Annotated in this window: 9 protein-coding genes; 1 reads left to right on the top strand and 8 read right to left on the bottom strand. The window is 33.0% G+C overall.

Annotated elements, in window-relative coordinates:
* Positions 1-4 precede the first annotated feature (4 nt).
* Entirely contained in the window at positions 5-1,171 is a 1,167-nt protein-coding gene (locus ES045_RS07070) for an AGE family epimerase/isomerase (protein WP_189663044.1), read from the bottom strand.
* 126 nt (positions 1,172-1,297) lie between these two features.
* Between ES045_RS07070 and ES045_RS07065 the strand changes: the two genes are divergently transcribed.
* Positions 1,298-2,023 carry a FadR/GntR family transcriptional regulator gene (locus ES045_RS07065; RefSeq protein ID WP_147114583.1) on the top strand — a complete coding sequence of 242 codons (726 nt, stop codon included), beginning with the start codon at positions 1,298-1,300 and terminating at the stop codon, positions 2,021-2,023.
* 219 nt (positions 2,024-2,242) lie between these two features.
* Here ES045_RS07065 and ES045_RS07060 read toward each other — a convergent pair whose 3' ends face one another.
* The 7 genes from ES045_RS07060 to ES045_RS07030 form a co-directional block, all read right to left on the bottom strand.
* Positions 2,243-3,148, bottom strand: coding sequence for a dihydrodipicolinate synthase family protein (locus ES045_RS07060; RefSeq protein WP_147114580.1), 906 nt, complete (start codon positions 3,146-3,148; stop codon positions 2,243-2,245).
* Positions 3,149-3,272: 124 nt separating this feature from the next.
* Positions 3,273-4,781 (bottom strand): RagB/SusD family nutrient uptake outer membrane protein, encoded by a 1,509-nt coding sequence (locus tag ES045_RS07055; protein WP_147114578.1) that lies wholly within the window; start codon positions 4,779-4,781, stop codon positions 3,273-3,275.
* Between the two features lie 11 nt (positions 4,782-4,792).
* A complete protein-coding gene (locus ES045_RS07050; protein WP_147114575.1) occupies positions 4,793-8,047 on the bottom strand; it encodes a SusC/RagA family TonB-linked outer membrane protein in 3,255 nt (1,084 codons plus the stop codon).
* 449 nt (positions 8,048-8,496) lie between these two features.
* Entirely contained in the window at positions 8,497-9,849 is a 1,353-nt protein-coding gene (locus ES045_RS07045) for a DUF3472 domain-containing protein (RefSeq protein ID WP_223267199.1), read from the bottom strand.
* Positions 9,850-9,888: 39 nt separating this feature from the next.
* Positions 9,889-10,383 carry a hypothetical protein gene (locus tag ES045_RS07040; protein WP_147114572.1) on the bottom strand — a complete coding sequence of 165 codons (495 nt, stop codon included), beginning with the start codon at positions 10,381-10,383 and terminating at the stop codon, positions 9,889-9,891.
* Positions 10,384-10,571: 188 nt separating this feature from the next.
* Positions 10,572-12,167, bottom strand: a complete 1,596-nt coding sequence (locus ES045_RS07035) for a RagB/SusD family nutrient uptake outer membrane protein (RefSeq protein ID WP_147114568.1) — start codon at positions 12,165-12,167, stop codon at positions 10,572-10,574.
* A 13-nt stretch (positions 12,168-12,180) separates the two neighbouring features.
* Positions 12,181-15,198: a SusC/RagA family TonB-linked outer membrane protein gene (locus ES045_RS07030; RefSeq protein WP_147114565.1), complete on the bottom strand. Its 3,018-nt coding sequence runs from the start codon at positions 15,196-15,198 to the stop codon at positions 12,181-12,183.
* Positions 15,199-15,286: the final 88 nt, after the last annotated feature.

Below are 15,286 nucleotides of genomic sequence, written 5' to 3'. Positions count from 1 at the left end.
CTAATTATTTATTATTTTTTGCTTTTATTTTTTCAAAAGATTGCCAACATTGGTACATGGCTCTTGGTACGTGAAAACAACCTTTCCATTTACCCCCTTTTAAATTTAATAATACTTCTCCTTGGCGGTTTAGATACCCAAACCATTCGCCATTTTCTGGATCTGAAAAATGAGACCACGCATATTCATGCACTTTTGTATACCATTTTAAAATTTCAGGATGCTCCGTTTGTTCATACGCTTTTGATAATGCAACCAACGTTTCTAAATGAACCCACCATAGTTTTTGATCCCATTCTAACTGTTGTGGTGGATGCCCTTTTGAATCCATAAAATAGAAAATTCCACCATATTTTTTATCCCAACTATATTCTAAAATAGTTAAAATAGTTTCTGTAGCTCTATTGATGAGTGCTTGGTCATTTTTACGCACACCAATATCAATCATAAACCACATGGCTTCAATACCATGACCAGGATTTAACAAACGTCCGTTAAAACTATCATGGTGTTCTCCGTTCGGTAAAACGTTTTCAAAAATTAACCCTGTTTTTTTATCTAAAAATACCTCCATCACTTGATGGATGCTATAATCTATCGTTTTTTGAACCTCTTCTGGATCTAAAATCCCTTCTAATTCTAACACTAAATTAGATAATATCATTGGTAATGAAAAACCAATTAATTGTCTAGTATCTGTGTTTTTTTCATAAACCCCTTTCGGGTTGTCAATTCTGCTTAAAATATTGAAATACGTTTTTTTTGCGAGTTCTTTTATTTCTTCATCTCCAGAGGCAATGGCGTACTGGCTAAACGCCATGGCAGCAAAGCAATCTGAAAAAATATTGTATGCTTCTACTAAAGGTTTACCTTCTGCTGTTAGAGAAAAATAAAAATCTCCTTTACTATTCATACCGTATTTGCGTAAAAAATCTACACCATTTTTAGCTATTGCAAGCCATTTTTTGTTTTTTTCTACTTTGTTATATAACATAGAGAAAGTCCAAATTTGTCTTCCTTGAAGCCAAATAAACTTATCTGTATCATATACATTTCCATGAGCATCTAAGCACGTAAAATAACCGCCATTTTTGTTATCTATTGAATATTTTTCCCAAAAGGGAATAACATCCTTAAGTAATGTATCTTTGTAGTGTTCAGAAAAATTCATATCCAAATAAAATTTTATATATTAGTTTTTATTTTTTGATTAAAATAGTGTACTTTTATATGTGTGACATAATACAAAAATAAGGAATTATGTATTTGTATGTCATGTTTTTAATAAAATAATTAGATGAAAACGAAACTTAGTAAAATTAAGCCACTTGAAAACTTGTCTTTAGTTGATAAAGTGGAGCTTAGATTGAAAGAATATTTTAAAGAAAATAATTTAAAGATTGGCGATTCACTACCAAAAGAACTAGAATTTGCTGAAGCATTAGGTGTTAGTAGAACTGTAATTAGAGAAGCACTTTTAAGATTAAGGACAATTGGTGTCATTCAATCTAAAAAGCGAAGTGGTATGATATTGACGCAACCAGATATTATTCAAAATTTTGAAAAAGCTATTGAATATAATTTACTAGGTGAAGAAGCTTTAGTTGATATTTTTGAGCTTAGATTGATCTTAGAAGTAGGTATGGCAGATTTATTGTTTGCCAGAAAAACGGAAGAAGATATTAACGCGTTGGATAAAATTGTGTCTAAAATAGAAAAGGAAGAAAATGGTAACGTCGTTTTTAGTTTAAAACACGAAATTACTTTTCATAGTAAGTTATACCAAATGTCTAACAACTTAACCCTACAAAGGTTTCAAGATTTATTGTTACCCGTATTTAATTATGTACATGACGATATGCCAGAAAGTGCAAAAAACTTTCAGTACTCAAAAGGGAAATTTGTGTCGCATAGAGATTTATTAAATATTTTAAAAGACGGGAATGCAGAAGATTTTAGAGAGGCTATGCGAAACCATCTAGAACCACATTTCGAGAGAGTTTTAAGCTTGATTAAAGCGTAAAAACTCATATGAACATGAACCAAAGTGCATCAATAATTAAGCAGAAATTATTCAAAATATAAGCTGCATAAATTCTCTTTAGTAAAAAATTAGAGGTTTGTCATTTTTAAATTACTTATTAAAAATAAAGCCTCTCAATAAAAAAAGCCACCTTTAAAATTATTTAAAGTTGGCTTTTAAAGTTAGATTTATAGCTAATTTATTTATTAGAAACCTGTCTTATTTACTAAACAAATCTGCTAAACCCGTAGCGTCTAATTCTTCTTTAATAACTTTATAATCAGCATCTGTTAGTGTGGTGTGTGGAAATCTACTTGGACCACAATCTATACCTAAAACTCTCATAAAACCTTTTCCGACACCATTATACCCTCCTTTGCTATCTAATATTTCTACAAACCGAATGGCTTTTACTTGTAATTCTGAAGCTGCTGCCATGTCTCCTTTATCGAACAACTCTTTTATTTTGTAGTATAGTGGTGCCAATTGATTGTAGGTACTACCAACCCAACCTGTAGCGCCCATTGGCAAACTGTTTAAAAATATTTCATCATAACCAAAAAGTATGTTAAACTTACCGTTAGCCACTTTTTTACTATGTTGATAATCTATTAAATTATTATTGGTGAATTTTATTCCTGCTAAATTCGGAATTTCATTTTCTGCTTTTTTCAGGAATTCAGCCATATTAAAATTAGCTCCAGTTAATACAGGTATATGATAATAATAAAAAGGAAGATTAGGTGCACAAGCTGCAATTTCCCTACAATATTCTACTAATTTATCTAAACTATTTAGTCTAAAATAATAAGGTGCTAACACAGCGATAGCATCCATTTTATCGGCTGCATAGGTTGCTAATTCTTTTGCTTCCCTTAAACTGGTATGTCCAACATGATCTATTAAATACAAATCTTTCGATTTATTTTGAGACCAAGCTAATGTAATTTGTTTGCGTTCTTCTGTTGATAATGATGCGAAATCTCCAGTAGAGCCATTCATAAATACTCCCGCGATTTTATTATTGATTAAAAACTGAGTGTAGTCTTTTATCTTGGCAGTATTTAACGAGCCATCACTATGCATAGGTGCATACGCTGCAGCTATTAAATTTTTTATTTTCATAAAGCGAAATTAATTATTTTTAAATATTTAGTTTTTTTTTAATAAGGATAAAAAGAGAGTTTAGTTATACAACTAAAACTCTCTCTTCAACTAATTCAAATTAACAAATGAAATTGTGTAATGATTAATCTGCATAACCATTTGTTTGATCTAATAATGGGTTTCTTCCAATCATACCTGTAGTAATAGGTAAAACTAATTTATACTCATCTCCTGGTGATAAGAAAGGTGTATTGTTAATAACAAAGCTATCTCCTGCTCTTCTTAAATCCCACCATCTTTTACCTTCTCCGATAAACTCTTTGTAACGCTCATTTAAAATAGCATCTGTATTATCTGCTTGCGAACCATTTACATACGCATGGTTTGCAACTACATAATTTGCTCCATAAGCTCTTGCACGAATTTGATTAATTTCTGCTGTAGGATCTTCTCCTAATAAGTTTTTAGCTTCTGCTAAAAGTAAAACAACATCTGCGTATCTGTATAATGGCACATCGTTTTCAAAAATACGCTCAGAACCATTTACTTGTCCTAAAAACTTTTTAAAGATAGAACCAAAATATGTTGGCTCGCTGTATGTTGGGTAACCAGCTCCTCCATTATCATCTGTATATAATTTAATAAATGTTGCAGCTCCACGAGCATCATCGCTATCATCTAACAATAATATTGTCTTTTCAGATTGACCGTATCTGTTTGCACCTGCAATAATAAAATCGCTCATAGCATCACCTGCATCATTAAACTGCGGATTGATTTCTGTACTTCTACCAGTTAAGCCATTATAAAAATTACTTGCTTCATCTTGCTGATATTGTATTGCAAAAATAAATTCACTGTTACCTTCATTCGGAACCCCCCATAAATTAGAAATACTAGATTCTAAACTTACTCCTAAACTTGCTACTTTTTGTAACGCTGTTTTAGCTACTGTAAAATCTGCAGCACCACCACCAAGTAAATTTCCAGACCAGATGAATACTTCACCTTTAAGTGTTAAAGTTGCAGCCTTAGACCAAAATACTTTACTACTTTCCCAGTAACTTCCATCTGAACCAAACGAGGTTAAAGATGCTTCTAAATCTGATTTAACTAAAGCCATAACATCATTTTTTGGAGCTCTTATTCTACTTAAATTAGCAGGATCTACATCTGTAAAAGGTTCTAAAATGATTGGTACATCTCCCCAAGTTTTTAGTAATGTATAATAGTATAAAGCTCTTAAACCATATGCTTGCCCTAATAAATGCTTTTTTTCTGATGCATTATTAAAAGGAATATTGGGTACATTAATTAGAAAATCATTTACTCTATGAATTCTAGTGTACAATCCTGCCCAACCCCCAAAAGGCGCCGTAGCAACTGTAATATTAGATTCTATTAAAGACTCGTTAGCAGGCGACTCATAGGTACGTCCTCCCCAAATATCACTTCTCATTTCGCCTAATAACCACAGCGTTCCTGCAGATGATCTTAGGTTTGCAAACATACCTGTATGTGCTGTTTTTGCTCCTTCTTCTGTATCCCAGAAACCGGCTGTTGTTAACTGGCTAGGGCTTGTTAAATCAAGCTCACTTTCGCAGGCACTTAAAGTTAATGCAGCAATAAATATATATAAATACTTCTTCATTTTTTTAAAATTTAAAATGTTAGGTTAAATCCTATTGTAATTGTTTTCGGAACAGGAAATTGTCCGTATTGTACACCACCTACTTCTGGCGTATCTCCACTCATGCTTTTAAAGTAATGCAAGTTTGTACCTGTTGCATATACGCTTAATCTTTTAATAGCATCTTTAAAATATGCCGTTGGTACGTTATAACTCAACGTTATTTCGCGCAATACCAAGTAGTTTCCTTTTTCCCAGAATTTATTATTTGCATAATTTTGTAAACTCCCACGACCTTCACTACCTCTCCAAATATTTTTAGCTCCGTTCACAAAAACAAAACGTGGTAAATCTGTATCTGTATTGGTAGGCGACCAAGAGTTTAACACTTCAATTGGTTGTGCTAAATTACCTTGTGTTTGTCCGTACCCTTTATTTTTAACATGATTCCAAACTAAATGACCTGTCGCAAAATCTGTTTTAACAAATAGGTTAAAGTTTTTATAATTTAAATTTGTTGTAATACCACCAACAAAATCTGGAGTAGTACGACCAATAACTTTTCTATCTAGACCATTAATGACACCGTCCTTATTTTGATCTACCCATTTTACATCTCCTGCCCAACGTTTATTTCTACTTGCACCTGGCATGTATTCATCTGTTATGGCATTATCTGCATCTGCTTCTGCTTGTGTAGCGTAAATACCTGCTTGTTCAAAAGCAACTACTAAATCTCCACCAGATCTTTGTCCTTCTTGGTAACCACCAACCCATTCTTCAGATTGAGTATCAGCATTCCAAATTAAGGTTCCTCCTTGTCTGTTTAAATCGTTGTCATTTTTAGGAAGTTTTACAACGTAATTTTTATTGGTAGTAAACGTAGCACCTACATTCCAAGTTAAATCATTATTTCTAACAACATCACCATTAATTTGTAACTCAAAACCTCTATTTCTAATGGTTCCGTTATTTGTTAAGATACCACTAAAACCTGTGTAGTAAGGCAACGTAAGGTTTGCCAATTTATCTTTAATGTCTCTTGAGTAGATGTCTGTAATAATTGAGATTCTATCATTTAAAAATGATACATCTAAACCAGCATTTAACGTTGTTGATTTTTCCCAAAATAAATCTAAGGTTGGTAATGATGAATTTGCATAACCGGTTTGTCCGTTATAAACACCCTGACTTCCGTAAGAACCATAAACGCCATAATTACTTAAAACCTCTAAATTACCATTTACACCATAACTTAATCTTGGTTTTAATTTAGTAACTACATTACTAATTGAAGAATCTTCAAAAAAGCTTTCTTTATGTGCATTCCAACCAAATGAAACCCCTGGAAAAAAGCCAAATTTATTATTCCCTAATCGAGATGAGCCATCATTCCGATAGGTAAATCCGAATAAATACCGATCATCATAATCGTATAATAATCTACCAAAATTAGAGATAATAACATATTCAGATTCAAAACTAGTAGGAATACCATTCGCTTCTGCTCCTGCGTTTAATGTTTCAATTAAATCTGTTGGAGAGTTTCTTGTACCCGCCGATGTACTAAAATAGTTGTCTTTATAATATTCTGCACCAATTAATGCGTTAAAATTATGTTTTCCAACTCTTTTGGTATAATTTAAAGTACTTGTTAACTGGTTTCTTAACGTTCTTTGTAAGCTAACTGATGCTTCACGCCCTGTACGTAATGGGCCGTTAGTAGTACCTACTCTATAGGCTCTATTAAAACTTTCATTATGATTATTAATTGTAAAATGACTTCCAGTTACAGATAAATCTAAATTGTCTATAATTTCCCAATTGATACCAACAGAAGCAGACAAACGCTGTTCTAAGTTTTTTCTAACAAATTTATCTTGGTAATATAATGGGTTACCAAAACTTTGATTTTGCCCTGGTGCATAATCTTTTGTTAGCGTACCATCTGCATTCGAATTAAAAGTTCTAGAGGTTGATGCTTGCCCTTGAAATCTTCTAAATACGGTGTCATCCCCCCCTAAAGGACTTCTATTTAAACTAGAATGAGAGTATAAAATATTTGAGTTTACTTTTACATTATTTGCAACTTCATAAGAACCGCTAAATTTCCCTGAATATCTTTCAAAACCAGAACCTAAAACCAAACCATCATTATCTAAAACACCCAAACCTAAATAATAAGTCCCTTTTTCATTACCTCCATCAAAAGACAAATAATGATCTTTTGATTCACTTGTTTGATAAATACGATCTCCCACTTCTTGATTGTTAAAAAACAAAATTTGTTGTGATGGATCTAAAACATCTGGTATAGATGCCCAACCTGGTTGATTTAATAAATATTGATTTGCAGGTGTTAAAAGTTGTGTTGTAAAAGGATCGGTCGTTGTATTATTACCTATACCTGCACTATTACTTCCATTTAAAAAAGCACCAAAAGCACCACTGTTACCAGCAACTTCTCTGTACCATGCAATTGATTGTCTGTTATAGTTTATGTGGTCTGCGGCACCAATATATTTTTGATCATCTCTTTCATTATTCATACTATATTTGTACTTATAATTAATAGAAGACTTCCCTACTTTACCTGTTTTAGTGGTTACTAAAATAACACCATCTGCAGATCTTGCACCATAAATAGCCGTTGCAGCTGCATCTTTTAATACTTCTATAGATTCGATATCATCTGAATTTAAAGCATAAAAAGAACCAGGAATACCATCAATTAATATTAAAGGAGAACCTGTACCATTAAAATTAGTACCACCACGTAAAACAATTTGTGGTGTAGCACCTGGTTGCCCCGTAGTATTTGTTACTCTTAAACCAGCAATAGTACCTTGTAACGCTGTTGCTGCATTAGATCTTGTTGAATTTTCTAAAATCTTTGTATCTAATTTAGATACAGATGTTGTTAATTTAGATCTCGATTGTTTACCATAACCCGTAATTACAATCTCGTCTAACATGGCACTAGATTCTTCTAAAGCGACATTAATTACTGCTTGATTTGCAACCCTAACTTCGGTTGTTTTATACCCCACATAACTAAATACTAGCACATCTCCTACACTAGCTTTAATGGTATACTTACCATCAAAATCTGTTGCTGTACCTGTTTTTGTTGCCTTAATAAATACAGTGGCACTAGGAAAAGGGATGTTATCTCTTAAGGAAACCACCGTTCCTGTAATTGTTTTTTCCTGGCCATAACTTAATGTTGGTAAGGTAAAAAGCAAAATAAATATCATATAAATGATATTGGAATCTTTTTTTTTCATACTAAAACAGTTTAAAATTATTAAAATTAAGTTGACAATTCACATTAGTATTATGTCGTACATAATGCAATGATATCGTAATTTTTTAACTTAACAAAAAAAGAATTAAGAAATTTTTAACTTATGTAAATAAAGTTCAGATAATTAAAGACAAAAAAACATAAAGTACACACGCACAATTAAAGAATAAAAAACAAGGTTAAATAGTAGAAAACTTAGAGTAACCTTGTAAAAATTAGCAGAAACAGGAACTCTTTTAAAATAGAATGTAAAGCATTAAAATAGCTCTATGCTATGTAAATTATTTGAAAACACTGTTTTTAAGAAAAATTTAAATTGCAGAAATTAAATTTTCACTTTCTAAAAACAGTTTAAAAATAAGGAAACCCCAAAAAATAAATTTTTTGGGGTTTCTGACAAACTAACTCAACTCAAATCAAAAAATTTTATCAGTTTAAAGTTTTCAACTTAGCAAAATCTATACTTGGTGCAACTCCGTTTGCTTTTCTTGTAAAATCAGAATCAATTGGCGTAGTATCACTAAAAAAACCACAATTTTCAAGAAAAAAATCATTGCCTTCAACCCCACCTGCATAATCCCATCGAGATTCTTTTCTAGCAGTGGCATCTGCCGTAAACTTCGCCTTTGTTAATTCTATCCATTCATTATCTCTGGTGTATACCCATTGATTTTTATAATTTGCTTTGCGCGAAATATACCCAGTTTTTGTGTCAAAATTCTCTAAGAAAGAATACAGGTTTTGTAAATACCTACTCGCTTGTGGTCTTCTAAAACTAGCTATTAAGTTCCACTTGTCTTGTTCTGGTGCGTAAAAATAAGCCGTATAATCTGTTGAATTATTTTTTGCAGGAACGCCTTTTAATAAAAATTTATACGTAGTATTTGCCTTCCAGTTATACACTTTATAACTTTGTCCACCAGAACCTTCGTTACCAAACTTACCAGATGTTACGCCGTTTCCTTTTCCTAACAAAATAATTTTATGATCATCTGGAATCTCATTCGGGTCTTGTGTGTCAAAAGGACTCCAAACTGAAAAAAGAATGCGACGTTCTGTTTCTGAATTTACCTGAATACCAAAATAACCATCTTTAAATCCGTTTGCCATGTAGTAAGAACCAATAACATCTTCACCTTCTGGAACATTTACTTCATTATAAAAATAGGTTATTTTTTTTTCTTTTGGTAACTCATAAGATAAATGTACCGATGGTCCACGTCTACCAAAATAGAAATCTTCTTTAATAAAGTAAACATTTCCCGCGGTAGCAGATCCTTCAATAATAAAAGCATCGATATCTGCATATACAGCGCCATCTTTTTGTAATCCTTGAATTTCTATGGTTTGATAACCTGCTTTAGAAATGTTAAATTCTCCCAAAGAAACCTCACTTTTATCAGATTTTTTTATGGTAACCTCTTTCGTATCGTTACCTAAAGAAATTCTAATTTTTGATGATTCTTCTATTGTGTTTAATTTTAAAACTAAGTTAATCTTTCCGGTCTTTTCTGTTTTAAAATAGGTTTTAATTCGTGTTTCAGAATCTTTCCAATTTCTAATTCCATTTTCTCTAATAATGCTATTGTTTGACGCTACATTATTTGTAACCCAGCTATTTCCTTTTGCTGGTATCTCGAAAGAAAGATGTTTAATTTTCGTCGCAGCAATTTGATTCGGTTTTTTATCACTTTTACATGAAGATACAGTCCCCATCATAAACACAGATAGCGTGATTATCGAAATACCTGAAAATGTGTTTTTTATTTTATTAAATATCATTTGTTTTTTTTTGCTAAAAATTATTTTTAGAATCGACAATTACTGTACTGTAATTTCTTGACGTTCCCCATCATAACCAACTGCAAATATTTTGTCCGAAGCCTCAAAAGAGCTTACAGTAAAATTATTTCTAGCTGAAATATGCACAACAACACCTTCTTTTTCTTGCTGATAAACGGCAGCGTTGTTTGTTCCTGAAATTGTTATTGTATTGCCAGATACAGATGCACTACCTACACTAAGCGTTGCTTTACTTTTAAACGTACTTAAGCTTTGTTCATGTAAAAACTGTAACTTCATTGCTGGTTTCGGATAGCCTTTAGATTGTATAGAAGCAATTGCGTCATCTACCATTGTCTGTGTTACATTAATATTTCCTTGGCCATAGTCATCTAAATCTGCATTTACCACTTTTAGAAAACCCCAATCTATAAAGAAATCGGTTAAATCGGTTTGTGCAATATCAGAACAAATCTTAGCAAATTCTACTTGCGCAGCTCCAGAAGAAGCTGGGTTCTCATTTACTCTAATCACTTCGTGTACGTCTTTATTTTAAAAGTTTGTTATTTAAAAATAACCCAATTATTCTCTTAAATTGTAATGAACAGCTTTATTTTATAATTGATAAATCCCGTCAGTAATAAAATAATTGACGGGATATACTAATCAAATAAATAAAACTTATCTCTTTAAATATCTGTTTTTATTTAAACCTTAATTACTTAATATCCAATATTGTTAGGCGCCAAGTTTGGGTTCTTGTCAATTGCTCCTTGTGGGATTGGTAAAAGATTGTTTTTAGGAGCTTGAAAAGATCTGTTCTCAATTAGGTTTGATGGTAGAGTTAAAGAAACATTATAATCTCCGTTTGGTTGTATTGTTCCTAATACTGTTCCTCTTTTTGTCCCCATTAAATCACCATTAAGAACGTCTGAAGCAATATCCCAACGTATAATATCGTCTCTACGAAGACCTTCCATTGCAAATTCAACTCTACGTTCATTTCTTATCAGCTTCCTTAGGTCTGATTCATTAGCGTATTTCATCCTGTCTACCGGAGGAATACCAGCTCTCAAACGTACATCATCTAAAGCCTTATAAAGTTCGTTGTCTATTTGTCCCAATTCTAACTTTGCTTCTGCAATTGTTAGAAGTACTTCTGCATATCTAAATATAAAGATATCATTGCCCATATTCCAATATGGTGCACCTGGGTCTAACTCCATAAACGTCGTATATTTTTTAAAATTATATCCAGTTTTAGACGCATTATCAGCTTTGTTAAAATAATCATTACTTTCTTCTTCAACTGAACGATAAACTTTACTTCCAAACTCTTGACCAGAATAAACAACAGAAGCTCTTAACCTAGGATCTCTGTTTACATATGGATTTGTTGGATCGTATTCCCCATCACTTTCCGCTTCTTGAATCGTTTTTCCGTCTAACATTCCGAAAGCGTCAACCAGTGACTGCGTTGGTACTACTGAAGACCAACCACCAATTCCATTCGGTAAAAAGGGAGTAAAACCTATTGCATAAAGATCTGGAGTGTGTTGTACCGATAAAATTATTTCACTATTCTGCTCGTTAGCCGGATCAAAGAGTCCTTCAAATGTAGGATTCAAAGAATAACCACTAATACTGTTTGCCGTTATTAATGCATTTTTATAGTCATTAAAATAAAGATAATAACGCATAAGTAACGCTTGAGCAGCTCCTTTTGTAGCTTTGCCATATTCTGCAGCAGAATAAGATTCAGGTAGAGTGCCAACCACAGACTTTAATTCATCTTCAATAAATGTGCGTAATACCTCTTGCGAGTCCCTTGGTACTTTAGCTTCTTCTGGAGTAGCAAAGTTTTCTACAATTAAAGGTACATCTCCATAGTTTGTTGTCAAAGTATAATAACTATAAGCACGAATAAAACGCGCCTGAGCCTTATAAATTTCTCTATCACCTTCAGGCACTGCTGTTGCATTGTCTGCATTTGCCAGAAATTCATTACATCTGTTAATAGTACCAAAACCATAGTAACTAGCACCTGGGTCTGCTGGCGACATCTTACCATTCCCTATATTTGTCCATCCTTCCCAAGGGAAGTTATTGTATGCATTATCAGAGCCACAATCACGATACATGATTGAACCCCCATTTTCAAAACCGTTATAACAACCTGTTAAAGCCAAATCTAAATCTTTTTTGCTTTTCCAAAAAGTAGAAGGAGAAAGAGCATCATTAGGTACTGTGTCTAAAAAAGATTCGCTACAAGCATTGAATATAACAACTATAGCTAATAAATATATTATTTTTTTCATCTTATATTATAAATTAAAAAGTTAAATTAACTCCAATTGAGTTTGTCGCAACAACTGGGTAACTACTACCACGTCCCGATGGAGCTTCTGGATCCCATCCTTTAAGATAAGACGTTAGTGTAAATAAGTTTTGAGAACTATAATAAACTCTAAGACGTGAAATCTTCCAATTCTCCAATATTTCTGACGGAATATTATACCCAATTTGAAGATTTTTCATTCTTAGGTAATCTGTACTTCTCAACCAGTAGCTTGTTGTTGAGTTTTGTGGCATGCTAGGTCCATTGATTCCTGCAATGAGACGAGGCACACTAGTATTGGGATTTTCTGGAGTCCAACGATCCAACCAAATTGCTGACGGTTTTTGACCATCACCATTTACTGCTCCCACGGCATCAAAATCCATGTAACCATAACCCCCTAAAGCTCCTTGGAAAAGCGCTAAGAAATCAAAGTTTTTATAACTTAAGCTAAGGTTAAATCCAAAAATTAAATCAGGCATAGAATTCCCCAGTAATACACGATCATCGGCATCAACCTTTCCATCTCCAGTAACATCCACATAACGTAAATCTCCTGGTTGAATTTGATTACCATAAATAGTATTAGTTGCATAAGAGTCTATATCATCTTGACTTTGGTACAAACCGTCTGTTTTGTAACCATACCAAGAATCTAAGGATTCACCTAATTGTCGTATTTTACGCCCATTAATTACTTGATCTGTATCGGCTAATTGTACTAACTCATTTTTATTAAAGGCTATATTTCCACCAAATCCGAAATCAAATTCTCCAAATCTATCTGAATAATTAAGACTTACTTCAATCCCTTTATTTTCTAATTGCCCAACGTTATCAAAAAAATTATTTAAAGCAAATTCATTGGGAGCAGGCACCTTCATAATTATACCTTCAGTCAGTTTTTTATATAAATCAATAGTGACATCTATTTTTCTAAATAATCGAGTATCTATACCTAAGCCATAACTCGTTGTTTTCTCCCAAATTAATCTCGCATTTTTTGCATTTGTCACGGCTGCTCCAGAATTGATTTCACTATTAAAAGGATAATCTATTCCAAGTCCCAATGTTGGAATGGTAGGGTAGTAATCATCTAATGCATCCTGATTACCTAATTGTCCCCATGAAACCCTAACTTTCAAATCATTCATCGTATTTTTAAAACTTTCAAAAAAAGATTCTTCAGATATACGCCAACCTGCAGAAAAAGAAGGAAATACTCCCACTCTATTATCTTTAGCAAAACGCGAAGAAGCATCGGCTCTTACATTTGCTTCAAACAAATATCGTCCCATATAATCATAGTTGACACGACCAAACCATGACACCATATTTAACTCACGGGTATATCCAGTGTTTTTCATACCGTTGGTAGATCCAGCATTTAAATTAGGTAGTTCTGTATTTGGGAAATTTTCACGATACGCTGTTGTTCTCTTATAATCGTACGATTCAGTATGATACCCAGCTAAAACACCTAAATTGTGTCTTTCATAGAACGTCTTATTGTAGTTTGCTGTCAAATCAAATGTATTTCGGGTACTTGTACTTAGGTCTTCTGTTAACTTTGTAGGACCGTGGTATTTTGATGGATTGTACTGAATCTCTTTATTCATTTCTGAATTGTCAGATTCCACATTTCTATGAGACACTAAAGCTTTCACGTTGAAACCTTCAAATAAATCGACTTGAACTGAGCCTATCCCCACAAATGTTTTACGCTGATAATTGATTTGCGGACCCATATCAAGCCATGCAATCGGATTACCATCTGAGATCGTTCCATAGGTTCCATCTTCATTTTTATAAGGTATCCAAGGTGCTATTCTATTTGTTTGTCTTATTATTTGATCAACTCCACCACCTACATACGCATTGTTTGGTGATTCGCGATCCATTTGTGTATATGATAAATTCATATTTGTGGTAAGCCATTTTTTTGGAGTAACAGTCAGATTAAGCCTTACATTGTATTCATCTTTTCCTGTATGTTTAATTATACCATTTTGTTTTTGATGATTAATAGAAGTACGATATTTAGTAAATTCAGAGCCTCCAGATATACCTAAATTATTTGTATTAACAAATCCTGACCCATTATATAAGAGGTTTTGCCAATCTGTATTTGGATGACCAAACGGATCAGTGCCGTTTCTAAATAGTTCTAAATCGTTATCACTAAACTTAGGTGGTTTTCCGCTATTTACTAAAGCCTCGTTGTATAGAGAGCCATAATCATAAGATCCTAAATAATCAGGTAATCTCGTTGGAGATTGCCATCCTATATCACTCATAAAACTAATTACAGGCTCTCCTGTTTTACCCGATTTAGTTGTAATTAAAATCACACCATTTGCAGCTTTCGAACCATAAATAGCTGCTGATGCAGCGTCTTTCAGTACAGAAATACTCGCAATGTCGTTTGCTTGCACATCACTCAAAGACCCCTCAGCACCATCTATTAAAACCATAGGAGAAGCTTGGTTTAAAGTGCCCGTACCACGAATTCTAATTGTACCTCCATCAGCTCCCGGCATACCTGAAGATTGATTTACAGATACACCCGGTAATAAACCCGAAAGTCCTGCAGAAACACTTGTTATTGACCTACTTTCTAACATGTCCCCATCTACAGAAGCAACAGAGCCCGTAAGGTTTACCTTTTTTTGCGTACCGTAGCCAACCACTATAATTTCATCTAAACTAGTAAAAGCTCCTTCTAAACTTACATTTATTTGAGAACGATTATTTACTGCAACCTCAACAGTCACATACCCCATGTAAGAAATAATAATTGTTGCATTTTTATTTTTAACGGACAATTTAAAATTTCCATCAAAATCAGAAACTACACCGTTTTTGGTTCCTTTCTCAATGATACTTGCTCCTGGTATTGGCTGGTCGTAAGCACCGTCTATAACTACACCTTTAACGGTAAATTCTTTTTCTTGTGCTATAACGGATGTTAATAACATTGAAAGGAATAAGACAAGTAGTTGTTTTTTCATAAGTTTAAAGATGAATTATTAGTTAATATTAAAAAAAATGTTGAACATATTGAAGCCTTATAAAATAGCTCTCATAGCATAAAAAATC

The organism is Polaribacter sp. IC073, assembly GCF_007997075.1.
Classification (GTDB): Bacteria; Bacteroidota; Bacteroidia; order Flavobacteriales; family Flavobacteriaceae; genus Polaribacter.
Note: the sequence above shows the minus strand (reverse complement) of the source record. Positions and strands in the feature narration are given on the sequence as shown.

Coding starts and splice junctions, on each gene's coding strand:
- ES045_RS07045 (WP_223267199.1), bottom strand. CDS start 9,849: ATGATATTTAATAAAATAAAAAACACATTTTCAGGTATTTCGATAATC.
- ES045_RS07055 (WP_147114578.1), bottom strand. CDS start 4,781: ATGAAGAAGTATTTATATATATTTATTGCTGCATTAACTTTAAGTGCC.
- ES045_RS07070 (WP_189663044.1), bottom strand. CDS start 1,171: ATGAATTTTTCTGAACACTACAAAGATACATTACTTAAGGATGTTATT.
- ES045_RS07060 (WP_147114580.1), bottom strand. CDS start 3,148: ATGAAAATAAAAAATTTAATAGCTGCAGCGTATGCACCTATGCATAGT.
- ES045_RS07035 (WP_147114568.1), bottom strand. CDS start 12,167: ATGAAAAAAATAATATATTTATTAGCTATAGTTGTTATATTCAATGCT.
- ES045_RS07050 (WP_147114575.1), bottom strand. CDS start 8,047: ATGAAAAAAAAAGATTCCAATATCATTTATATGATATTTATTTTGCTT.
- ES045_RS07065 (WP_147114583.1), top strand. CDS start 1,298: ATGAAAACGAAACTTAGTAAAATTAAGCCACTTGAAAACTTGTCTTTA.
- ES045_RS07030 (WP_147114565.1), bottom strand. CDS start 15,198: ATGAAAAAACAACTACTTGTCTTATTCCTTTCAATGTTATTAACATCC.